Raw genomic sequence first — 20,663 nt, 5'->3', positions numbered from 1 at the left:
TGCGTCATCTAGCGAACTAGAATCTGCTGTTAGAACTCAATCTGTACGAGTGCCCACACAGATGATTGCTTCATATTTTTAAAGAACGTTTCGAGTTGCTTTCGCGTCTCGAGGGCTGTGCATTCTACTCAACCCTGATTTGTTGTCAACACTTAATTTTGAGAAAGTTTAAAGTTTCTTAAAACTCAGTTTTACTTGACTCCCTGAGCCGCTAGCGCCTCGCTATGCGTTGCTGCCTGCCGTCTCAGTGGGGTCGCATTATAGGGAGATTCGATTTCGACGCAACCCCTTTTTTTAAGAAAATTGCGAAAAACGGATCGTTTGCGCAAAAAAGAAACTAAAACCGATGTATTTAACAGTTAAAGATCTGTTTTAGATCTATTTGGTTACATTTAGCTTGTTTTATATAGAGAAAGGAGTAGCCAAATAGCTATATATAGAAGAGGGAAACGTTTTATTTTGGCCATATAAAGAAAAAGCCGAGCATAAGCTCGGCTTTTTGTGTCTTTTTAAGACTTACTCTGCAGACTGCGCGTCTTCTTGAACTTCTTCAGTCGCAACTGGGCGATCTACTAGTTCAATGTAAGCCATTGGTGCATTGTCGCCAGCACGGAAACCACACTTCAAAATACGAGTGTAGCCACCAGGACGGCTTTCGTAGCGAGGACCAATCTCGCTGAACAACTTACCAACAACTTCTTTATCACGCGTGCGAGCAAACGCTAAACGGCGGTTTGCAACGCTATCAGTCTTAGCCAGTGTGATTAAAGGTTCAATTACACGGCGCAGCTCTTTCGCTTTAGGCAATGTTGTTTTGATGATTTCGTGCTTCACCAAAGAACCAGCCATATTGCTGAACATCGCTTTGCGATGGCTGCTGTTACGGTTTAATTGACGACCACTCTTACGATGGCGCATGACCCTATCCTTCTAACTAAACTAAATATAGTGATCTAGATTACTCAGCTAGGCTTGCTGGCGGCCAGTTTTCTAGGCGCATGCCCAGAGAAAGACCACGTGATGCAAGCACGTCTTTGATCTCAGTTAGAGACTTCTTACCTAAGTTAGGTGTCTTAAGAAGCTCAACTTCGGTACGCTGTACTAAATCACCGATATATTGAATTTGCTCGGCTTTCAAGCAGTTTGCTGAACGAACTGTTAGCTCAAGATCATCAACTGGACGAAGCAGAATAGGATCGAATTCTGGCTTCTCTTCTTTCTCTTCTGGCTCAGAAACATCACGTAAGTCTACGAATGCTTCTAATTGCTCAGCAAGAATAGTTGACGCACGGCGGATCGCTTCTTCAGGATCTAAAGTGCCGTTCGTTTCCATATCAATGATTAGCTTGTCTAAGTCAGTACGTTGTTCAACACGTGCTGATTCAACCGAGTACGCAATACGCTCAACCGGACTGAATGATGCATCAAGCAACAGACGGCCGATTGGACGCTCATCGTCTTCAGAGGATACGCGGCTAGACGCTGGTACATAACCACGACCACGCTCAACACGAATACGCATGCTGATCTCGCTGTTATTTGTCGTTAGGTGACAAATTACGTGATCAGGGTTAGCGATTGTTACGTCGCCATCGTGCTGAATATCTGCCGCAGTCACAGGGCCTACACCAGATTTAGTCAGGGTCAGAAAAACTTCATCTTTGCCTTCGATATTTACCGCCAACCCTTTCAGGTTTAGCAGGATTTCAATGATGTCTTCTTGTACGCCTTCTTTCGCGCTGTACTCATGTAAAACGCCATCAATTTCTACCTCAGTAACTGCACATCCAGGCATAGATGACAACAGAATACGACGTAGTGCGTTTCCTAGAGTGTGACCAAAACCACGCTCAAGCGGCTCAAGAACCACTTTTGAACGAGTCGGGTTGATAGCGTCGATATCGACTAACCTTGGTTTTAGGAATTCGGTTACAGAACCCTGCATTTTATCCTCTCTTAACTCTTAACTTTACTTCGAGTAAAGTTCGACGATTAGTTGTTCGTTAATGTCCGCAGACAGATCAGAACGCTCAGGTAGGCGCTTGAAAGTACCTTCCATTTTCTTACCGTCAACTTCAACCCAAGTTGGCTTTTCACGTTGCTCAGCCAATTCTAGAGCTGCTACGATACGCGCTTGTTTCTTAGACTTCTCACGGATTTCTACCTGGTCTTCAGGAGAAACGTTGAAAGAAGGAATGTTAACAACACGACCATTAACCATAACCGCTTTGTGGCTTACTAGCTGACGTGCTTCAGCACGTGTGCTTGCAAAACCCATGCGATATACAACATTGTCTAGACGTTGCTCTAGAAGCTGAAGTAGGTTTTCACCTGTGTTGCCTTTAAGGCGAGCAGCTTCTTTGTAGTAGTTACGGAATTGCTTCTCAAGGATGCCGTACATACGACGAACCTTTTGCTTTTCACGTAGCTGTAGACCGTAGTCAGATAGACGACCTTTACGGGCGCCGTGCTGACCAGGTGCGTTCTCTAGCTTACACTTAGAGTCGATAGCTCGTACGCCGCTCTTAAGGAACAGGTCAGTACCTTCACGACGACTTAGCTTGAGCTTAGGGCCCAAATATCTTGCCATGTTCTTTCTCCTAACCTATTGTTATACGCGACGTTTCTTCGGTGGACGACAACCGTTATGAGGGATTGGCGTCACGTCAGTGATGTTGGTGATACGGAAACCAGCAGCGTTCAATGCACGTACAGCAGACTCACGGCCTGGACCTGGACCTTTAATGAAAACTTCTAGGTTCTTTAAACCGTATTCTTGAGCAGCAGTACCTGCACGCTCTGCAGCTACCTGAGCAGCGAATGGAGTAGATTTACGTGAACCACGGAAACCTGAACCACCGGCAGTTGCCCATGATAGTGCATTACCTTGACGGTCTGTAATAGTAACAATAGTGTTGTTGAAAGAAGCATGAACGTGAGCCATACCATCAGCAACTTGCTTTTTTACCTTCTTACGACGAATTGGTGCTTTAGCCATAACTTACCCCACCTTATTTCTTGATAGGCTTGCGAGGACCCTTACGAGTACGCGCGTTAGTCTTAGTACGCTGACCACGAAGTGGAAGCGAACGACGGTGACGTAAGCCACGGAAGCAACCAAGGTCCATAAGACGCTTGATGTTCAAAGTAACTTCACGACGAAGATCACCTTCAACAGTGTACTTGCCAACTTCTTCACGAAGTACGTCAAGTGTTTCGTCTGAAAGTTCACCGATTTTTGTGGTTTCGGCGATACCAGTCGCAGCTAAGATCGCCTTAGCGCGAGTTTTACCTACACCATAAATTGCTGTTAAACCAATAACTGCATGCTTATGGTCAGGAACGTTAATGCCAGCTATACGGGCCACTAACACATCTCCTATTTTAAAGTTTGGTAATCATCTTCTTGAAAAGCCCGTAAGGATACTCAAGCGATAACCAAACCAATATTAAAAACACAGGCCGAGTAGGATACTCAGCCTGCATGACTGTTTAATTAGCCTTGCCTTTGCTTGTGCTTAGGCTCACTGCAGATCACGCGTACTACACCAGCACGCTTGATTACTTTGCAGTTACGGCAGATTTTCTTAACGGAAGCACGTACTTTCATTACTCAACTCCGTAACAGACCTTAGCGGCCGTAGCCTTTAAGGTTCGCTTTTTTCAGCACAGAATCATACTGATGTGACATCAGATGGGTCTGTACTTGTGCCATAAAGTCCATGATCACAACAACGATAATCAAAATTGATGTACCGCCGAAGTAGAATGGCGTTTGCCATGCCATGGTCATAAACTCGGGCACCAGACAGATAAAGGTAATATACAAGGCACCTGCCAATGTCAGGCGTGTCATTACTTTATCAATGTATTTCGATGTCTGCTCACCTGGACGAATACCTGGAATAAATGCACCAGATTTTTTCAGGTTATCTGCAGTTTCACGCGGGTTGAACACCAACGCAGTATAGAAAAAGCAGAAAAAGATAATAGCCGCTGCCAAGACCATCGCATACAGAGGCTGACCTGGGGTCAACGCTGTTGAGATAGCTTGTAACACGTCAGCTACAGGACCTTCACCCTGGCCGAACCAGCTTGCAATTGTACCAGGGAACAGAATGATACTACTAGCAAAGATTGGTGGAATAACCCCAGCCATATTCACTTTTAACGGCAAGTGTGTGCTTTGAGCAGCGTACACCTGACGACCTTGTTGGCGCTTCGCGTAGTTAACAACGATACGACGTTGACCACGTTCAAAGAAAACCACCAAGTAAGTAACGGCAAATACGATTACCGCAATCAATACCAGTACCAAAATGTTCAATTCACCTTGGCGCGCCATTTCGGCTGTCGAACCAATAGCAGACGGCAGGTTAGCTACGATACCAACAAAAATCAGCACTGAGATACCGTTACCGATACCACGTTCTGTAATTTGTTCGCCCAACCACATGAGGAACATACAGCCGGTTACTAAGCTCACCACAGCGGTGAAATAGAAACCAAAGCCAGGGTTAACAACTAACCCTTCCATCATGTTCGGTAAGCCAGTAGCAATACCGATTGATTGGAATGTAGCAAGCACGAGCGTACCATAACGCGTGTACTGGCTAATTTTCTTACGCCCAGCCTCACCCTCTTTTTTCAGCTCTATCATCGCAGGATGTATATGCGTTAATAGTTGCATGATAATCGAGGCCGAGATGTACGGCATAATACCCAGTGCAAGCACTGAAGCACGCTCAAGCGCACCACCACTGAACATGTTGAACATCTCAACAATGGTGCCCTTTTGTTGCTCGAAGAATTCGGCAAGTACAGCGGCGTCAATCCCAGGGATCGGCACGAATGAACCTAGACGGTAAATGATGATAGCTCCGAGAACAAATAGTAAACGACGCTTCAACTCCGCAAGCCCACTTTGTGCACTTTGCATATTTTGACCTGGTTTAGCCATAAAGTACTTCCTTACTCTTCTACCTTGCCTCCGGCAGCTTCAATCGCCGCACGAGCACCTTGAGTCACTTTAAGACCTTTAACGGTAACCGCGCGAGAAACTTCGCCAGATTTAACTACTTTAACGAACTGGATGTTCTTCTTAACCAGACCAGCTGCTTGTAACGCGTTTAGATCTACCACATCGCCTTCAACTTTAGCGATTTCGAATAGATTTACTTCAGTAGACGCAAGCGACTTACGTGAAGTGAAACCAAACTTAGGTAGACGACGTTGCATAGGCATTTGACCGCCTTCAAAACCAACGCGTACTTTACCGCCTGAACGTGATTTCTGACCTTTGTGACCACGGCCACCAGTTTTACCTAGACCAGAACCAATACCACGACCAAGACGTTTCTTAGGTGTTTTAGAACCCGCAGCAGGAGAAAGTGTATTCAAGTTCATCGAATTACCCCTCAACCTTAACCATGTAAGAAACTTGGTTGATCATACCACGTACTGAAGGCGTATCTTCTAGCTCTACAGTGTGGTTGATACGACGTAAACCAAGGCCACGTAATGTAGCTTTATGCTTCGGTAAACGACCGATAGAGCTACGTACTTGAGTTACTTTTACTGTGTTTGCCATGGTGTCTTACCCCAAAATCTCTTCAACGTTAAGACCACGTTTCGCAGCAATTGCTTCTGGAGATTTCATGTTCTCAAGAGCAGAAATTGTTGCGCGAACAACGTTGATCGGGTTAGTCGAACCGTAAGCCTTTGATAATACGTTCTGTACACCAGCTACTTCTAGTACTGCACGCATCGCACCACCGGCGATGATACCTGTACCTTCAGATGCAGGCTGCATGTACACTTTAGAACCAGCGTGACGACCCTTGATAGGGTGCTGAAGTGTATTACCTTTAAGGTCTACGTTGATCATGTTGCGACGTGCTTTTTCCATTGCTTTTTGAATAGCAGCAGGAACTTCACGTGCTTTACCATAACCAAAACCTACTTTACCTGCGCCGTCACCAACTACTGTTAGTGCAGTGAAGCTAAAGATACGACCACCTTTAACCACTTTAGACACACGGTTTACCGCGATTAGCTTTTCAGCCAAATCAGGCTGTTGTTGCTTTGCTTCTACGTTAGCCATTGTCTACTCCTAGAATTGCAAACCGGCTTCACGCGCTGCATCAGCAAGCGCCTTCACACGGCCGTGATATTTAAAGCCACTGCGGTCAAAAGCGATGCTTGCGCTAACGCCTTTTTCAGCCGCACGTTCAGCAACTGCTTTACCCACTGCTTGCGCAGCTTCGATGTTGCCTGTGCCTTTAACTGTTTCAGCAATTGCTTTTTCAACAGTAGAAGCAGCAGCCAGTACAGTACCCTCAGGGCTAATTACCTGAGCGTAAATGTGACGTGGCGTGCGGTGGATAACAAGACGAGTTTTGCCTTGTTCAATAAAATTTCTACGGGTGCGCTTAGCACGACGTAGACGAGCTGTTTTCTTATCCATCGTCTTACCTTACTTCTTCTTAGCCTCTTTACGACGCACGTGTTCGTCAGCATAACGTACACCTTTACCTTTATAAGGCTCTGGCTCACGGTATGAACGAATGTTCGCAGCAGTTTGACCAACTAGCTGCTTGTCTGCGCCCTTAACAACGATCTCAGTTTGACTTGGAGCTTCAATAGTGACGCCCGCTGGGATCTCGAAGTTTACTGGGTGTGAGAAACCTAGAGTTAGATCTAGTACGTTACCCTTTACCGCAGCACGGTAACCAACACCAACAAGTTGTAGCTTCTTCTCGTAACCGTCGTTTACACCAACAATCATGTTGTTGATAAGTGCACGAGCAGTACCAGCTTGAGCCCAAGCGTTAGCAACGCCTTCAACTGGGTTCGTTTTGATTACGTTCTCTTCGAATGAAACTTCAACAGCCTCGTGGATCGTACGGCTAAGTTCGCCGTTCTTACCTTTAACTGTGATATCCTGGCCTTTTAGCGTGATTTCTACACCGGCAGGAACATTAATAGGTGCCTTTGCTATACGCGACATAGTCCCCTCCGATTACGCTACAAAGCCAATGATTTCACCGCCAACGCCAGCACTACGTGCAGCACGGTCAGTCATTAGGCCTTTAGAAGTTGATACGATAGCGATACCTAGACCACCCATTACCTTAGGTAATTCGTCACGCTTCTTATAGATGCGTAGACCAGGGCGACTAACACGCTGGATATTTTCGATTACAGCTTTGCCTTCGAAGTACTTAAGTTCGATAGCAAGCTCAGGCTTAGCACCTTCAGTTACAGAGTAACCAGATACATAACCTTCATCAGTTAGCACTTTAGCAACTGCTACTTTCAGCTTTGAAGATGGCATTGAAACAGAAACCTTCTTCGCAGTCTGGCCGTTACGGATACGTGTGAACAAATCCGCAATAGGATCTTGCAAGCTCATAGTCTTACTCCCGTGATTCTATTACCAACTAGCCTTTTTAAGGCCAGGAACTTCACCGCGCATAGCAGCTTCGCGTAATTTGATACGGCTTAGGCCGAACTTGCGAAGGTAACCATGTGGGCGGCCCGTGATGTTACAACGATTACGTTGACGTGCAGGGCTAGAATCACGCGGTAGACTCTGAAGTTTCAGAACCGCGTCCCAACGCTCTTCATCTGATGTGTTAACATCGCTGATGATAGCTTTAAGTGCCGCACGCTTTTCAGCGTACTGTGCTACTAATTTAGTGCGCTTTGCTTCGCGCGCTTTCATTGAATTCTTTGCCATAACCCTACCCTTATTTCTTGAATGGGAAGTTAAACGCTTCTAACAACGCACGGCCTTCATCATTCGTTTTCGCAGAAGTAGTGATAGTGATATCAAGACCACGAACGCGATCTACTTTATCATAATCAATTTCTGGGAAGATGATTTGCTCACGTACGCCCATGCTGTAGTTACCGCGACCGTCAAAAGACTTAGCGCTTACACCACGGAAATCGCGAATACGCGGGATAGCGATTGAAACCAAACGCTCAAAGAAGTCCCACATACGCTCGCCACGTAGGGTTACTTTACAACCAATTGGGTAGCCTTCACGGATCTTAAAGCCTGCAACTGACTTGCGAGCTTTAGTGATTAGAGGCTTCTGACCAGAGATTGCTTCTAGGTCCGCAACAGCGTTTTCTAGAATTTTCTTATCAGCTAGGGCTTCGCCCACACCCATGTTTAATGTGATCTTTTCGATCTGAGGGACTTGCATGACAGAGCTGTAACCAAACTTCTGTTGAAGTTCTGCTACTACTTTGTCTTTGTATACTTCATGCAGTTTCGCCATCTTCTACTCCAACTATTAAATAGTTTTACCAGTAGATTTGAAGATACGCACTTTCTTGCCATCTTCAAACTTGAAACCCACACGATCTGCTTTACCCGTTTCCGAGTTGTAGATCGCAACGTTTGATACGTCGATAGACGCTTCTTTCTCAACAATACCGCCAGCTTGGTTCAACTGAGGAACAGGCTTTTGGTGCTTCTTGATAAGGTTTACGCCTTCAACAAATACTCGACCAGTTTCAGTTACAACTGAAAGCACTTTACCGCGCTTACCTTTGTCTTTACCGGCTAGTACGATTACTTCGTCATCACGACGGATTTTTGCTGCCATGATCGACTCCTTATAGTACTTCTGGTGCTAGTGAAACGATCTTCATGAACTTTTCAGTACGAAGTTCACGAGTCACAGGGCCGAAGATACGAGTTCCGATTGGCTGAAGGTTATCGTTAAGGATAACTGCAGCATTGCTATCGAAACGGATCAAAGAACCGTCTGGACGACGAACGCCTTTTTTGGTACGCACAACTACTGCGTTTTTAACATCACCTTTCTTCACTTTACCGCGAGGAATAGCTTCTTTAACAGAAACCTTAATGATGTCACCAACCGATGCGTAACGACGGTGTGAACCGCCAAGGACTTTAATACACTGCACTTTGCGAGCGCCGCTGTTATCAGCAACGTCCAGCTGAGTTTGCATTTGGATCATTTTAGATGCTCCGGTGTAGTTACAAACAGCCTAAATCTCTTTAAAAATTAAGGCATTAAATATTTTATCCGCTCAATAATCAGGCAACTTTTATGCTGTATGACTGCTGAGGGCGGGCAATTGTATCAGTAATGGCGCGCAAAAGGTAGGCTAATTTTTAATTAATTTCCCGACCAAGGGGCTGTATCTACACGCATATTCGCCTGCGATAAATGCCCTTAAGCGGGCCTTTTCCCCTACTAGTCATTCAATTGCCCCAAGGTTCAATTGCTTACAAAACAAACAGGGCGCATAAAGCGCCCTGTTGCTAAATTTCTATATGGGGTCAATTAACCACCAAACAAGCCCTTGAGCTTATCTTTTACCTTGTCTTTAACTTTTTCTTTGGCTTCTTCCTTGGCCGCATCGGCCACGTCTAGCTTAATGCCCACATCGTGGAATGGGCCCTTAATACGCATCGGAATTTTAAAGCCTGTGCTGTCATCCGTGGTGCCCTGACCTTCGATGGAATCGACGATACCGGTAACTAAACGATAGTTCACTTCGGTCGCCGGTAAATCCACCTCACCCTCACCCGAGATACGAACAAGCGGGCTCTGCAAAGACAGGTCTGAGTTAGTGCCCACACCATTGGTAAACGTCATGCTACCCGTTAGCGCGGTAAAGTCTGTTTTTTGCGACTCGTCATAGCCGGTATTTAAACCATCGGCCAGCGCTGCGGTGTTACCCTTGATCAGCTCCTTGGCCTTACGCACCAGCTCAGCCACGTTGGCCCCTTTCACTGCACCGTCGGCAAAGTTAAAGCTCAGTTTACCCGCTAAGGCATTCACAAAGTCTTTTTGGCTTTGGCCCCGTGTGCTCAACTGCCAATCAATAGAGCCCTTGCCCATCAGCTTATCGAACTTGGCTGCATCGGTTAGCAGCGGTTCGGCATTGATACCTGCCAGACTGAAATTAGTATTGATTTGATACGGCGCCTGTTTGGCATTAAGCATCACAGTACCTTTACCCTGACCTTCATAGGCCACAAACTTATCCATGCTTAAATTCGCCACGGCATTTTGTAGTTTCAAGGTGAACTGGTTTTCCCCTAGGGTAATGTCGCGTGCCTTTAAGCCGCTTGAACGCACCACCACGTTGGCATCCAGGCTATTAAGAGCTGACAGGTCCATCTTGGTGTCATCCCAGACGATTGGCTCGGCCTTGGCATCGCCCTTGGCATCATCGGCCGGCTTTTCGGCAGGAGTCTCTGTCGGCTCGGGTAGATACGGGTTTAGGTCCAACATGCCGAGGTCAACATTGGCATTAATCGCCAAACGCTCACCCAGGTTGATGGTACTCATACCCTCGATGGCAAGCTCATCAAGCTTGGCCACTAGCTTATTAATGGTCAAGGACTGACCTTGCATCTGCATGCTGCCATCAACACTGAAGGCATTAAAGGCGTTATCCTTGGCATCAAGCTCAACACCCTGCCACTTGGCGATGTCTTTTACCGAGTCGCCATCAAGATGCAAAGTACCGCTAATATTTTGACCTTGATCGGCGATTTGCCCCTTAAATTCAACATTAACCAAATCCGACTCGACGGTTTTAGTTACCGCAAACGGGCGTCCTTCAATGGCTTTAATAGGGTTATCGACCACCACATCCAGGTTAAAGCGCTGCGCCATATAGGTAATGCCACCTTTCAGCTCCAGCGGTTTACGCAGTGATTGCAATAACACCGCCAGTTCCAGGTCGGAAATTTGCTGCTTGGCACCGGTTTGGCCATCGAGGTAGGTAAATTGACCGCCATAGATGGCGACTTCACCGAGTTCGATATCGAAGTTTTCAGGAAGACTAACCTGTCCAGACTTGGTTTGCTCAGGTTGCTGCTCGGCCACCTTGTCAAACAACTGCCAGTTGCCCTTGCCCTGAGCATTGGTCTCCAGCAAGACATCCGGTTCGCGAATAACGAACTTATCCAGCTTTACCTCACCGGAGAACAGCGACATCCAGGGAATATGAATATCCAGCTGCTTCATGGTCGCCATGTTGGCGCGTGAGCCGTCGGCCATGTTGCTAAAGCTGACATCATTGAGCTCCAGGCGTAGCGACGGGAAAATCGCTAAGTTTTTATCACCGGCAATGGTCAAAGTACGGCCGGTGGTTTTCTCCACCTGCTCGGACACCTTAGTAAAGATGGCATCGACCGGAATAAAAAATGGAATCGCGATCAACAAGCCGATGATCACGACAATAATAATACCTAATACCTTGGCAAGGGTTTTCATGCTTAACCTCGTTCCTTTTGAGACAACACTAGTAGCATAACCTATTGGCTATAAAAGTGTAATTGTAGTCGAGATGGATGAATATATGATGATAGCTGCCTGCTCCCGCTTACCAACGATAGCCAAGTTGCAAACCTAGGCCATCCACCCCGGGGTTCGGCGGTTCAATCCCCCCGTTAGAGGTATGCTGGTAGCGCAGTGATGTAAACACGTCGCTCTGAGCAATAAAGTAGGTGTAACTAAGACTGGATGTAAAATGCCAGCGGCTTCCTACATAGTGAGCATAATAGTAATTACCGTCTACATAGGTGGGGGCGAACTCAAAAGTAAGCCTGGTTTGCTGCCCTTGCAATAGATGCCAATATAAGCCCGCTGAAAAATAGGGCACATCATCGAACTCATTCCAACCATAATGCTTGTCTAAGCCATTAAACTCGCCATAAGTGAATGCAACACCATCAAACCAGGTAAAAGATGGCTCGCTCTCTAAGCTGTATGAAATGGCCGTTATGCGATCATCATCATTCGCACCCAATGTATAACCAAGGTAAATTGCCACCTCATCTGCTGCGACTTGCGGACTATAAAATTGGGCCAATAAAGCAAACGTTGATATGAAAAGAGTCGAGGCTGGTTTTGCCCAAGAGTTGTTAACCGCGGCTATGAGCATGAGACTTCTGCACACCTTTGAATCGAAGTAGTTGTTTCGTGGCAAGAATAACGCAGTTGCTATCCACAAGAAACATAAAGGAAAAATATTAACCGGCAACCTAGAGGCTCGCAGGTGTGATTGCTTTGTAAAAATGGCGTTGGCCACTCCTTAGCTACGAATGCGAAGTCGCGGCTAAGAGCATCGAAATAAATAGGCGAATGTCAATATTGCAACAAAACTCAATCTCAGTATGATGCACAGCCCCGCTGGCTCAACAGACTCGGTCGGGGCTGTAATGTATCAAGCGGAGCGTAGTACCTAGCATGAAGAAGTTGCTTATCTCGCCATCTAAAATGGCGCTGGCAGAACAAGAAAGTCAGATTTATCAGAATATCCTCAAACAGGCAGCGGACATCAGCCTTAACCTGATGGCGGTCAAAGTAGAGCACCACCCTGAAGACTTTCTCGGCTGGGCCTACGAGCTGCTTGATGTGACCACCGAACGCCTGAACTTTGATTTGCTTGAGCCAACGCAGCTGCCCACGGTGAAAAAACTACAAGCCCAACTTAAGGACGCGATTAGCTTTTTACAGCTAAAAACCCTGCGTATTGCCCCTTGGCCGGTGATCTGCGCCTACCTTGAACAAAATAAAGAAGGTGTATTGCTGGCTGAGCACCTGAGCTTGGCCGAGCATATTGCCAGCATTAAAAGCACGCCATTACAGGAAATGAGCAAGGAAGACCGCTTGGCCTTTATCGGCAAGCACACCGCCGCTCACGACCCGGCTGTGTATCGCTTCGATGTGGAGTTCTTTGCCGGCATCAAAAACAACAAGGCCTTTGCGCAAATTCTTGACGACCAACCGCAGGCGGTCGAGGCGGCACTGGCACATATCCCCCTCACCGACGAGGTGAACCTAGAGCACTACCAAGCCTTTGTGCTTGCGTACCTGCAACTCTTTAGCGGCAGCGATGACAAGCCAACCCTGGCCCCGGCCACCCGCCTATTGGCGATGCGCCGTCCCGATGTGTTCACCCCCATTACCAATGCCAAAAGCGATACCCTATGCGCGGCATTGAATATTGCCAGACTGAACAACCGCGACTTTGAGCGCTACTGGCAAGACATAGTTTGCACCCTGGCCCGCCAGCCATGGTTCGCCATGGCGCAAGGGGATAACGAGCAGGAACAGCGCTTAGTGGATATTAAGGCCCTGCTTCCGTGTCTGTTCTACTACTTTGATAAAAACGCCATGGAGCAATCCAACTACTTTAAGCTGTTACACAAGCCTAAGGCGAGCCCGGCCAGCGCCAACAGCACGGCGAGAAAGCGCTCCAAGGAATCGGCAGCCCTGCTGGTTGACCGCGCCCTGGCCGAAGAAGGCATTCCCGAGCATATTCGCGCAAAACGTGATTCGATTATCAGTGAAGTGGAAAAAGGTCGCAGTGTTGCGGATACCATTAGCTTGATGCGGGCTATTTTTGGGTAATCTGTAACTTTTTGTCGGGGCGCCGACTGGCGCTTTTTGTTGTTTGGCTTGGCCGCAAGTAGGTCGGTGCTCTGCGCCGACAAAGGTGCTTTTGAGTAAATTTTGCCGAGTCGCCGACTGTGGTTTTGACTGATAGATCTTGTCGTGTTGGCGACGACAACCAAAGAGGGAGTGATTCGACTCCCTCTTTGGAAACTCCGCGAACCCGTGATTCGCTAATGCTTACGAACTCAGCGTTTTGTTAAACGTTCCGCTTAGTCATTGATGCGATTTAACAGCACCTCCCTGTACTGATAAATCTAGCTCGGCATCGTGCCTCGCTATCAATGACAGACTCCACAACAAAAGCCGATTTCTCCAGCGCGAATCAAAACGGGAAATCGATGCCTGTGAGCTTGGATTTTTTGAAAGCTGGTTTATTACAAAAGCTGAACATAGAAACTAGTCCATTCTTCTATTTAACAAACCATTTTCCGCTAGCGCCCTGATGGTCATAGTATGTTGATCTTGCGCTGCAGCTTGTATATAGGCGGCAATGATCATCGCCCTTGATTCCTCAGAAATTGGCAAGTGCTCTGTAGCTTCAATGGCTTGCGTTAGCCATGTATCTGCTGTCATGCCAGCTTGTTTCATCAACGTTTCTGCATCAACCATGTCAACTCCTTTTAATCATTATTAAGTTTTAACCCAGTCATATTATGAACTATTGCTCATGAAATCCTCTAACCCCTTACCGGCTAACTGCATGATATTTGTAGTTCATTATTTTCCTTGGCGACAATTGTGATTGAATAGGTCGATTCATTTAAAAGAGAAAGAGCTTCTTGGCGGGATAAGTAATAATAAGAGACGGCTTGAAAAGTAGTGATACCGCCATTCTCCTTTAGTTCATTCACGTATTTCTTAAGCTTAGCTTGACATTTTGCCTTTGAAATCGAAGAGACTGGCGCTTCATACATAGCATGCAATTTAAGCGTTCCATTATTTTCTACTGATGCACGAAAATAAACTTCTAAAAACTCTTTATTTTCAATAACTGACTGCTCTCTAAGTTTTTCAAGATTTAAGAGCATGAACATATTTAGATTATTTGCGAGAAGCTGAAGGTGGTCTGTTGGTGAGTTGGCTAATTTCGATGAAAGGCTAGTAGCATTGGCTAAACTCGAAAAACACCCCAAAGCTAGAGCCAAAATTAAAGACTTTTTCATAGGTAACATCCCTTTACAATAAATATTTGATCGTTGTTCCAACGCCAATGAAAACCTTATCATCTTCAATATGTAAATCAATCTATATAATTTTTTCACAATTAGATTGGATGACGCACACATGCAATCTATAAACATATCCCATACTAATTTAGAGCCTCAATGTATCAGCCTAACCCCGTTAAAATTCGCGCTTTCGATCTCGGCTTTTGCTGCGAAGCGTGGCTAAGACAGCGAGGCGTGGCTGAAAGCGGAAATAAGAGAGTGAATAATTTCACTCTCGCCGCTTGAAGGCGAAGAGCTCTGCGATAAGCGGGGGCGACGAGTGACCGAAGCACCGCTTCGCAGCGCGAGGAGGTGGAGGCATGTATGCCGTAACTTCGTCACGAACAGGAACCCAGCTTCATGGACGAATTACTTGCATCCAAATTAATCACTCCCTCTTTGGGCGCCGTCCCCGGCCTTTCACTGGCTCAAGGCGTTCGCTTGCTAAAAATAGTCCACCGGACCATTTTCTTAACGCGCTCACCCACCGCGACAAGATCTTAATTTAACAACCAATACCACCAGCAACACAAAACCAAACAAGAATTCTTATGCAGTACCATTGGTTAAAATGAGTGCAAAAGCATAAAATATGCACCACCAGAGTGCATCCGCACTCCCCCGCCCACCAGCCAACACAGCTCAAAATACCACCAAGCATCTGAAAAATAGTAACTTTTAAAAAATATTCCGTTATTGGCACACGCCTTGCCAACTAAATATTCAACACAGCGTTACTACAGGAATGAGAAAATGAACAAAAAGAAATACGCGCCGGTGCTGGCTTTGTTGGCACTGTCCCTCACCCCGCTGGCCAGCCAGGCGGAAGTCACCGCCAACGTCGCCGCCAGCTCTAACTATTATTGGCGCGGTATTACCCAGTCGGATGATGGGGCGGCGGTATCCGGTGGCATAGACTACGCCTCCGACACCGGCTTTTATGCCGGCACCTGGCTGTCGAATATCGATTTCGGCGATGCCGCCAGCACCAGCTATGAAATGGACTTGTACGCGGGCTTCGCCGGTTCAATCGACGACATAGGCTACGATGTCGGCTATATCTATTACGCCTATCCGGATGCCGAGGGAGATATTGGTTTTGGTGAGATCTATGGCTCGGTGAGCTGGCAATGGCTCAGCGCCGGTGCCAGTTACCTGGTCAATGCCGAAGGCGATGCCACCGACGAAGAAGACATGCTCTACCTTGAGCTCAACGCCAGCTTTACCATTTTAAAAGATACCGAACTGGCGCTTCACTTCGGCCATTCCAGCGGCGATACCGTGCAGGAATGGTACGGTGAAGACGACAGTTACATAGATTATGGCGTCAGTATCAGCAAGTCGGGTTTTACCTTTGGCCTGCTGCAAACCGACCTGGACGCGGATGATGATTTAAAAGCGTATGTTTCATACAGCTTAGACTTTGAGCTTTAAGCTTAAAGTCATACCCTCTTATTGTTGCTGCAAACCGGGGCCGTAAGGCCCTTTATCTTTTCTGTTTGGCATCTAAAGCCATTTTTGCCACTATAATCTTGCCAATCAGTAGGTTTACTAAGGCTGCCTGTGCCGAGTCTCTATTTTCTGCTTTATTTACTCTTTATTCAGTGGCAACAGGCCGTGCTGCCGGAGCCTTTGCCTGCGTCGCCCTTTAGTGCCGACTCACCCCAATCCTGCGCTGCGCTATTAACCCAGCCCGGTGAGCCGGTAAGCCTGCCCTTGCCGGTATCGGAACTCAGACTGCTCAGCTGGAATATTTATAAGGCGGCCAAGCCTGAATTACTGACAGATCTGCACGCCCTGTCAGAGCAAAGCCATATTATGCTGCTGCAAGAAGCCATCACCGATGAGGCGCTGTTACAACTCAAGCCCCACACCCGTTTTTCGCCAGGCTACAAGGGCCTCAATCAGCAAACCGGGCTGGCCTTGCTAAGCGACTGGTCGCCCCAGCTTTATTGTCGTTTTTATCAGCGGGAACCCTGGTTGCGTACCCCCAAAGCATCGAGTATCAGTCGCTATCCTTTGGCTAATGGTGACTCCTTATTGCTGGTGAATATGCACGGCATTAACTTTACTCTTGGCATCAGCGACTATAGGCAACAGCTGGAGCGGTTATCGGGATTAATCAAGCTTCATTCCGGGCCGGTGATCTTTGCCGGAGACTTTAACAGTTGGAGTCGCGCGCGCTGGCAACTGGTGCAAGGGCTGCTGAGTGAACTAGATATGACAAGGGTCAGTTTTACACCGGATCATCGTACCCGGGTGTTTGATTTACCCCTAGATCAAATATGGATAAGAGGCGTGACCCTCACCTCGGCGCAAACGCTGGAGCGCACCAGTTCGGATCACAACCCACTATTGGTATCTGTGCATATCACCACCGAGGAACCCGGCGGTGATAAACAGCATTAGAGTTTCTTGATGTTATTGGCGCTGTCTCTATCGACCAGCTTCACCAAGGGGTCAACCCCGGCATAGCTCGGCTTCTTGTCTACATATAGCTCCAGGGTATTTTCACCACTGGTGAGCTGATGCTTTTGCAGATAGATCACCGCGTCCTCGGCGCTCAACTTCTCCGGGTCCTCGCTAAACAAGCCAATATCCACCAGCTGTGCCATGGGCTGCTCGGTTTCATTGCCCTTGCCATCGGCAAATGCCTTCTTAGCCGTTACCGTTAGCGTGACCTTAAACTTGCCATCGGCATCGGCCTGCTCGGCCACTTCCACCTTTTCCACGCCCAGCTCAAACAGGGTAATGCGCTTAAACTGATCATCGATAAAGGCCTGTTCCTGTTCGTCGGCATCCGCTTTGAGGTAAGACAACAAATCCAAGGTGGTCGGATAGGGGTCGTCTTTATACTTAAAGGCCTGTAAAAATGCCTTTAACGCCTCATTGGTACGCTCTACACCAATGCGATCGGCGATGGCCATCATCACCACAGAACCCTTTTGGTAGTGTAGGTACTGCTGGTTCTCCGAGCGATACAGCGGCATTTCTTCATGGGCTTCTCGGGTTCGCCCTTGCAGGTAGCGATCCAGCTCATACTTTAAGAACTTACGCAGCTTTTGCTCGCCATACTTTTCACGCAACACCTGAATGGCGCTGTATTGCGACAGGGTTTCGGAAATAACCGCCGAACCTTGTACATCGGCTGCACCCACCTGATGACCCCACCACTGGTGCGCCACTTCATGAGCGGTCACATAATAAGGCGCATCGATATCGTCCGCATCACGCAAATCGGTAATAAAGCCGATGTTCTCCGAATAAGGCACGGTATTGGCAAAGCTTTGCGCAAACGAGCGATAGCCGGGGAACTCCAAAATACGTAACTGCTTGTGCTGGTACGGGCCAAAGGCCTGGGTAAAGTAGTCGATGGAGTCCTTGGTGGACTGGATCATGGTATCTATATTCCAGGCATGGTCGCTATGATAGTACACCTCGATATCTATGCCCTTATATTGTTCCTTCTTCACCTCAAGCTGGGCCGACATAATGTTATAGAAGTGCACCATGGGCGCATCCATCTCATAACGGAAGGTGCGGCGTCCACGCTCCTCGTCCACCTCTTCATGTTGCAGGTAACCGGGCGCGATGGCGAATTGATCCAGACTCGTGCTAATGGTGGCGCTAAAGTCGATAAAGCCCACACCCTGGCCAAAGAAGCTTTGCTGGTAATAACGGCTGTCTTTAAGGTCATGGGCACGCTCCAGTTCCGGCAGGCCGCGCTTGCGACGTTCATTGCGGTCTTGCAACTCATAGTCGCCACGGTAACCAAATACCGGGAAGAGTTCATAGTTATTGATAAAGGTGCCATTCTCAACCAATTGGGTATCAAAGCCACTGTTCTTAAAGCCCTGATGTTCGCGCACCACAGACATTTCACCCGTGCGCGTTTCACCCGGCTGTAACGGGGTATCAAATTCATACCACCAGGATTTAAACTCGCTGAGCTCCTCCCCTAGATGCCCGCCCTCAAGGTTAAGCTGCCACTGGGAGCTAAATCTTGGCTTGCTTACCAGAAAACGGCTGATGGACTGCTCTCTGGTATTGGTAAACTCCACCTCGGCCTTGGCTACCATGCGGCGCTCATGCGGGTAAATATCCGCGGTCACATCCACCTTGGTAATTGCGGGAATAGGAGCATCCTTATACTGCACCAGTTGTTGCTCGTACTGGGCGCGCAGGTCCTCGCTCTGATCTTGGGTTTGGTAATCGTTCAACACCCGGGTGTTGTGATATATCCAGCTGCCGCTGGCAACAAAGATCACCAGACCGCAGGTCGCGACCAACTTACCTTTATTACCTAAGTGATAACCCAGCAAACGCAGGCGCGAAAGCAGCGTCTGCTGCGGACCTCGGTGCCACAGGCCATAGCCTAGGGCCGCTAAGACCAGGGTTAAACCCAGCCAGTATAAGTTGTACCAGTGCACTGCGGTTAAGAAGTGACCATAGGTATTCAAATCGGAATAAGGTGCCGCCGGCGAAGAGGCAAAGCGATACATATTATGGCTAAAACCGTAATTGCTAAGCACCATGTTCACGGCGTAATAGATGATAAACAGCAGCATGCCCACGTATTTATTCGGGCTGATCACCTGGAAGAAAAACGCCAATATGGTGGTCATCACCAGGGGCACCATGGTCAGGTAACCAAGGCGGAACAAATACTGGCTAAGTTCGATATTAAACTGCCCCTTCACCAGCTGATAGGTGATGGTAAAGAGCATGCCAGCGCTGTAGAGCAGCACCAATACCGTGGTGATAGCCAACAACTTTGACGCCCAAAAAACCAGGTTATGGGTGGGGTAAGAGTCGATAATGTCACCGAAGTTAGAATTGCGCTCACGCCACACCACCTCGGCACTGTAATACACCAGGATGATGATCATAAACATGCCCATCACTCCCTTGATCAGCGGGATCATCGCCTGCGTCAGCGGCCAGTTTGAGGTGCCATACCATTGACCCGGAACCAACAAGGGCGAGATCAACATAAACAGGGTCAGCGCCGCGAGAATCATAAAGGGCGCGCTAAAGACCACCTGTACTATCTCGAAGCGGGTACGCAGTAAAAACTGGCTTTTAGTGCTGATCTGCGCCGGACGCACGGCAATCTTATTGCTAAGCGCTTGCTGCGCGCGTTTAAGCATAGAGGGTGAAGCCTGCTGCGGCTTTTTATCCTTGGCACCGCTCTGATAACCGCCCTTTAGACCCATGGTGACAAAGAGCACAACGGCAACGCTTAACCAAATCAAACGGTTATAAAGAACATTGCCTTCCAAGGCCAAGGTTTGCGTGTCTTTCTCTGCCACCGTCCAATAGCGGGTAGCATCCATAAAGGCACCAAAACCGAAGGGGTCGAACAGCGCCGCCCATAAGCGGAATTCCGGTTGCTCGAAAAACACCGACACCACGTTATAACCAATAAAGAGCACCACGGCGGCAATATATACGGCCATCATGGTACGAAAGCGCAGCGCCGCCACATGGCAGCTTACCGCCATCACGAAAAGGGTTGGCACCGCCAGGATCACAAAGGGCTGCAGGTAATATTGCAGCTTGTTGGGGGCCAGTAGCTCAGGGTCTAACCAACCTACCAAAGAGCCGAACCAGGTACCGAGGAAGATCCCTAGCGGCACAAAGGCAAAAACCAGCACGGTGACACAAAAAGCGCCAAGAAAGCGGCCGAGGTGATAACTGCGCTGAGCTATGGGTTTGCTGTATACCAGCTCAGCCATATGTTCACTGTCGTTGCGTATGGTCGAGGAGGCGACAAAGTTCACCACGGCAAACAGGGCAAAGATCAATAGCACCGCCATCATCATTAAGATGGTATAGGGACTGTTGGCGTTCACATTGCTGCCACCTATTTGCACCTTATCGGAAACGGTGGCGAAAAATGCCAGTAAAAAGAACAGCAGGCTGGACACATAGAATGATGGCTGGCGCACAAAATAGCGCAGCTCAAAGGTGAGCATTTTTAACAACATAA

At 47.7% G+C, this 20,663-nt stretch carries 25 protein-coding genes; 3 read left to right on the top strand and 22 right to left on the bottom strand.

Annotated features, from left to right (window positions below; all coding sequences use genetic code 11):
• Window positions 1-516: 516 nt before the first annotated feature.
• From rplQ to C2M24_RS12825, 19 genes are all read right to left on the bottom strand, one after another.
• A complete protein-coding gene (gene rplQ / locus C2M24_RS12915) occupies window positions 517-918 on the bottom strand; it encodes a 50S ribosomal protein L17 (protein ID WP_105200316.1) in 402 nt (133 codons plus the stop codon).
• 40 nt (window positions 919-958) lie between these two features.
• Window positions 959-1,945: a DNA-directed RNA polymerase subunit alpha gene (locus tag C2M24_RS12910; RefSeq protein ID WP_105189428.1), complete on the bottom strand. Its 987-nt coding sequence runs from the start codon at window positions 1,943-1,945 to the stop codon at window positions 959-961.
• Window positions 1,946-1,969: 24 nt separating this feature from the next.
• On the bottom strand, window positions 1,970-2,590 hold the full coding sequence (rpsD, locus tag C2M24_RS12905; RefSeq protein ID WP_105200317.1) for a 30S ribosomal protein S4: 621 nt from the start codon (window positions 2,588-2,590) through the stop codon (window positions 1,970-1,972).
• Between the two features lie 21 nt (window positions 2,591-2,611).
• Entirely contained in the window at window positions 2,612-2,998 is a 387-nt protein-coding gene (gene rpsK, locus C2M24_RS12900) for a 30S ribosomal protein S11 (RefSeq protein WP_022943956.1), read from the bottom strand.
• Window positions 2,999-3,011: 13 nt separating this feature from the next.
• Window positions 3,012-3,368, bottom strand: a complete 357-nt coding sequence (gene rpsM, locus C2M24_RS12895; RefSeq protein ID WP_105200318.1) for a 30S ribosomal protein S13 — start codon at window positions 3,366-3,368, stop codon at window positions 3,012-3,014.
• A gap of 128 nt (window positions 3,369-3,496) precedes the next feature.
• A complete protein-coding gene (gene rpmJ / locus C2M24_RS12890; RefSeq protein WP_002959476.1) occupies window positions 3,497-3,610 on the bottom strand; it encodes a 50S ribosomal protein L36 in 114 nt (37 codons plus the stop codon).
• A 21-nt stretch (window positions 3,611-3,631) separates the two neighbouring features.
• Complete coding sequence (secY, locus tag C2M24_RS12885) at window positions 3,632-4,960, bottom strand: preprotein translocase subunit SecY (RefSeq protein ID WP_105189431.1); 1,329 nt, start codon at window positions 4,958-4,960, stop codon at window positions 3,632-3,634.
• A gap of 11 nt (window positions 4,961-4,971) precedes the next feature.
• Window positions 4,972-5,406 carry a 50S ribosomal protein L15 gene (rplO, locus tag C2M24_RS12880; protein ID WP_105200319.1) on the bottom strand — a complete coding sequence of 145 codons (435 nt, stop codon included), beginning with the start codon at window positions 5,404-5,406 and terminating at the stop codon, window positions 4,972-4,974.
• A gap of 4 nt (window positions 5,407-5,410) precedes the next feature.
• Window positions 5,411-5,590 (bottom strand): 50S ribosomal protein L30, encoded by a 180-nt coding sequence (gene rpmD, locus C2M24_RS12875; protein ID WP_105189433.1) that lies wholly within the window; start codon window positions 5,588-5,590, stop codon window positions 5,411-5,413.
• 6 nt (window positions 5,591-5,596) lie between these two features.
• Window positions 5,597-6,103 (bottom strand): 30S ribosomal protein S5, encoded by a 507-nt coding sequence (rpsE, locus tag C2M24_RS12870; RefSeq protein ID WP_105200320.1) that lies wholly within the window; start codon window positions 6,101-6,103, stop codon window positions 5,597-5,599.
• A gap of 9 nt (window positions 6,104-6,112) precedes the next feature.
• Window positions 6,113-6,466 carry a 50S ribosomal protein L18 gene (gene rplR, locus C2M24_RS12865; protein WP_105200321.1) on the bottom strand — a complete coding sequence of 118 codons (354 nt, stop codon included), beginning with the start codon at window positions 6,464-6,466 and terminating at the stop codon, window positions 6,113-6,115.
• 9 nt (window positions 6,467-6,475) lie between these two features.
• Window positions 6,476-7,009: a 50S ribosomal protein L6 gene (gene rplF / locus C2M24_RS12860; protein WP_105200322.1), complete on the bottom strand. Its 534-nt coding sequence runs from the start codon at window positions 7,007-7,009 to the stop codon at window positions 6,476-6,478.
• A 12-nt stretch (window positions 7,010-7,021) separates the two neighbouring features.
• Complete coding sequence (rpsH, locus tag C2M24_RS12855; RefSeq protein ID WP_105189437.1) at window positions 7,022-7,414, bottom strand: 30S ribosomal protein S8; 393 nt, start codon at window positions 7,412-7,414, stop codon at window positions 7,022-7,024.
• A 21-nt stretch (window positions 7,415-7,435) separates the two neighbouring features.
• A complete protein-coding gene (gene rpsN, locus C2M24_RS12850) occupies window positions 7,436-7,741 on the bottom strand; it encodes a 30S ribosomal protein S14 (protein ID WP_105200323.1) in 306 nt (101 codons plus the stop codon).
• Between the two features lie 10 nt (window positions 7,742-7,751).
• Window positions 7,752-8,291 carry a 50S ribosomal protein L5 gene (gene rplE / locus C2M24_RS12845; protein ID WP_105189439.1) on the bottom strand — a complete coding sequence of 180 codons (540 nt, stop codon included), beginning with the start codon at window positions 8,289-8,291 and terminating at the stop codon, window positions 7,752-7,754.
• A gap of 15 nt (window positions 8,292-8,306) precedes the next feature.
• Window positions 8,307-8,621 carry a 50S ribosomal protein L24 gene (gene rplX, locus C2M24_RS12840; RefSeq protein ID WP_105189440.1) on the bottom strand — a complete coding sequence of 105 codons (315 nt, stop codon included), beginning with the start codon at window positions 8,619-8,621 and terminating at the stop codon, window positions 8,307-8,309.
• Window positions 8,622-8,631: 10 nt separating this feature from the next.
• Window positions 8,632-9,000, bottom strand: coding sequence for a 50S ribosomal protein L14 (rplN, locus tag C2M24_RS12835; RefSeq protein WP_105189441.1), 369 nt, complete (start codon window positions 8,998-9,000; stop codon window positions 8,632-8,634).
• A 329-nt stretch (window positions 9,001-9,329) separates the two neighbouring features.
• Window positions 9,330-11,276 (bottom strand): AsmA family protein, encoded by a 1,947-nt coding sequence (locus C2M24_RS12830; RefSeq protein ID WP_105215379.1) that lies wholly within the window; start codon window positions 11,274-11,276, stop codon window positions 9,330-9,332.
• Window positions 11,277-11,385: 109 nt separating this feature from the next.
• Window positions 11,386-11,946 carry an acyloxyacyl hydrolase gene (locus C2M24_RS12825; RefSeq protein ID WP_105215377.1) on the bottom strand — a complete coding sequence of 187 codons (561 nt, stop codon included), beginning with the start codon at window positions 11,944-11,946 and terminating at the stop codon, window positions 11,386-11,388.
• Window positions 11,947-12,251: 305 nt separating this feature from the next.
• Between C2M24_RS12825 and C2M24_RS12820 the strand changes: the two genes are divergently transcribed.
• Window positions 12,252-13,418, top strand: coding sequence for a hypothetical protein (locus C2M24_RS12820; protein WP_105215375.1), 1,167 nt, complete (start codon window positions 12,252-12,254; stop codon window positions 13,416-13,418).
• Window positions 13,419-13,859: 441 nt separating this feature from the next.
• Here C2M24_RS12820 and C2M24_RS12815 read toward each other — a convergent pair whose 3' ends face one another.
• Together C2M24_RS12815 and C2M24_RS12810 are read right to left on the bottom strand one after the other, a co-directional pair.
• Window positions 13,860-14,072 carry a hypothetical protein gene (locus C2M24_RS12815; protein ID WP_105215373.1) on the bottom strand — a complete coding sequence of 71 codons (213 nt, stop codon included), beginning with the start codon at window positions 14,070-14,072 and terminating at the stop codon, window positions 13,860-13,862.
• Between the two features lie 83 nt (window positions 14,073-14,155).
• Complete coding sequence (locus C2M24_RS12810) at window positions 14,156-14,626, bottom strand: hypothetical protein (protein ID WP_105215371.1); 471 nt, start codon at window positions 14,624-14,626, stop codon at window positions 14,156-14,158.
• 798 nt (window positions 14,627-15,424) lie between these two features.
• Here C2M24_RS12810 and C2M24_RS12805 point away from each other — a divergent pair.
• Both C2M24_RS12805 and C2M24_RS12800 read left to right on the top strand, forming a co-directional pair.
• Complete coding sequence (locus C2M24_RS12805; protein WP_105215369.1) at window positions 15,425-16,105, top strand: TorF family putative porin; 681 nt, start codon at window positions 15,425-15,427, stop codon at window positions 16,103-16,105.
• Window positions 16,106-16,234: 129 nt separating this feature from the next.
• Window positions 16,235-17,080 carry an endonuclease/exonuclease/phosphatase family protein gene (locus tag C2M24_RS12800; RefSeq protein WP_158683763.1) on the top strand — a complete coding sequence of 282 codons (846 nt, stop codon included), beginning with the start codon at window positions 16,235-16,237 and terminating at the stop codon, window positions 17,078-17,080.
• On the opposite strand, the gene C2M24_RS12795 is transcribed toward C2M24_RS12800, so the two are convergent.
• The gene (locus tag C2M24_RS12795) at window positions 17,077-20,661 is read right to left on the bottom strand and encodes an ABC transporter permease/M1 family aminopeptidase (RefSeq protein WP_105215365.1); all 3,585 of its coding nucleotides are present in this window, start codon (window positions 20,659-20,661) and stop codon (window positions 17,077-17,079) included. The two genes, C2M24_RS12800 and C2M24_RS12795, sit on opposite strands and share 4 nt — an antisense overlap.
• Window positions 20,662-20,663: the final 2 nt, after the last annotated feature.

The sequence above is a fragment of the Pseudoalteromonas sp. T1lg22 genome, from assembly GCF_002964645.1.
Classification (GTDB): domain Bacteria; phylum Pseudomonadota; class Gammaproteobacteria; order Enterobacterales; family Alteromonadaceae; genus Pseudoalteromonas.
The sequence above is the reverse complement of the archived record's forward strand: the minus strand, read 5'-3'. Positions and strand labels throughout refer to the sequence as shown.

Coding starts and splice junctions, on each gene's coding strand:
- rplQ (WP_105200316.1), bottom strand. CDS start 918: ATGCGCCATCGTAAGAGTGGTCGTCAATTAAACCGTAACAGCAGCCAT.
- C2M24_RS12910 (WP_105189428.1), bottom strand. CDS start 1,945: ATGCAGGGTTCTGTAACCGAATTCCTAAAACCAAGGTTAGTCGATATC.
- rpsD (WP_105200317.1), bottom strand. CDS start 2,590: ATGGCAAGATATTTGGGCCCTAAGCTCAAGCTAAGTCGTCGTGAAGGT.
- rpsK (WP_022943956.1), bottom strand. CDS start 2,998: ATGGCTAAAGCACCAATTCGTCGTAAGAAGGTAAAAAAGCAAGTTGCT.
- rpmJ (WP_002959476.1), bottom strand. CDS start 3,610: ATGAAAGTACGTGCTTCCGTTAAGAAAATCTGCCGTAACTGCAAAGTA.
- secY (WP_105189431.1), bottom strand. CDS start 4,960: ATGGCTAAACCAGGTCAAAATATGCAAAGTGCACAAAGTGGGCTTGCG.
- rplO (WP_105200319.1), bottom strand. CDS start 5,406: ATGAACTTGAATACACTTTCTCCTGCTGCGGGTTCTAAAACACCTAAG.
- rpmD (WP_105189433.1), bottom strand. CDS start 5,590: ATGGCAAACACAGTAAAAGTAACTCAAGTACGTAGCTCTATCGGTCGT.
- rpsE (WP_105200320.1), bottom strand. CDS start 6,103: ATGGCTAACGTAGAAGCAAAGCAACAACAGCCTGATTTGGCTGAAAAG.
- rplR (WP_105200321.1), bottom strand. CDS start 6,466: ATGGATAAGAAAACAGCTCGTCTACGTCGTGCTAAGCGCACCCGTAGA.
- rplF (WP_105200322.1), bottom strand. CDS start 7,009: ATGTCGCGTATAGCAAAGGCACCTATTAATGTTCCTGCCGGTGTAGAA.
- rpsH (WP_105189437.1), bottom strand. CDS start 7,414: ATGAGCTTGCAAGATCCTATTGCGGATTTGTTCACACGTATCCGTAAC.
- rpsN (WP_105200323.1), bottom strand. CDS start 7,741: ATGGCAAAGAATTCAATGAAAGCGCGCGAAGCAAAGCGCACTAAATTA.
- rplE (WP_105189439.1), bottom strand. CDS start 8,291: ATGGCGAAACTGCATGAAGTATACAAAGACAAAGTAGTAGCAGAACTT.
- rplX (WP_105189440.1), bottom strand. CDS start 8,621: ATGGCAGCAAAAATCCGTCGTGATGACGAAGTAATCGTACTAGCCGGT.
- rplN (WP_105189441.1), bottom strand. CDS start 9,000: ATGATCCAAATGCAAACTCAGCTGGACGTTGCTGATAACAGCGGCGCT.
- C2M24_RS12830 (WP_105215379.1), bottom strand. CDS start 11,276: ATGAAAACCCTTGCCAAGGTATTAGGTATTATTATTGTCGTGATCATC.
- C2M24_RS12825 (WP_105215377.1), bottom strand. CDS start 11,946: ATGCTCATAGCCGCGGTTAACAACTCTTGGGCAAAACCAGCCTCGACT.
- C2M24_RS12820 (WP_105215375.1), top strand. CDS start 12,252: ATGAAGAAGTTGCTTATCTCGCCATCTAAAATGGCGCTGGCAGAACAA.
- C2M24_RS12815 (WP_105215373.1), bottom strand. CDS start 14,072: ATGGTTGATGCAGAAACGTTGATGAAACAAGCTGGCATGACAGCAGAT.
- C2M24_RS12810 (WP_105215371.1), bottom strand. CDS start 14,626: ATGAAAAAGTCTTTAATTTTGGCTCTAGCTTTGGGGTGTTTTTCGAGT.
- C2M24_RS12805 (WP_105215369.1), top strand. CDS start 15,425: ATGAACAAAAAGAAATACGCGCCGGTGCTGGCTTTGTTGGCACTGTCC.
- C2M24_RS12795 (WP_105215365.1), bottom strand. CDS start 20,661: ATGTTGTTAAAAATGCTCACCTTTGAGCTGCGCTATTTTGTGCGCCAG.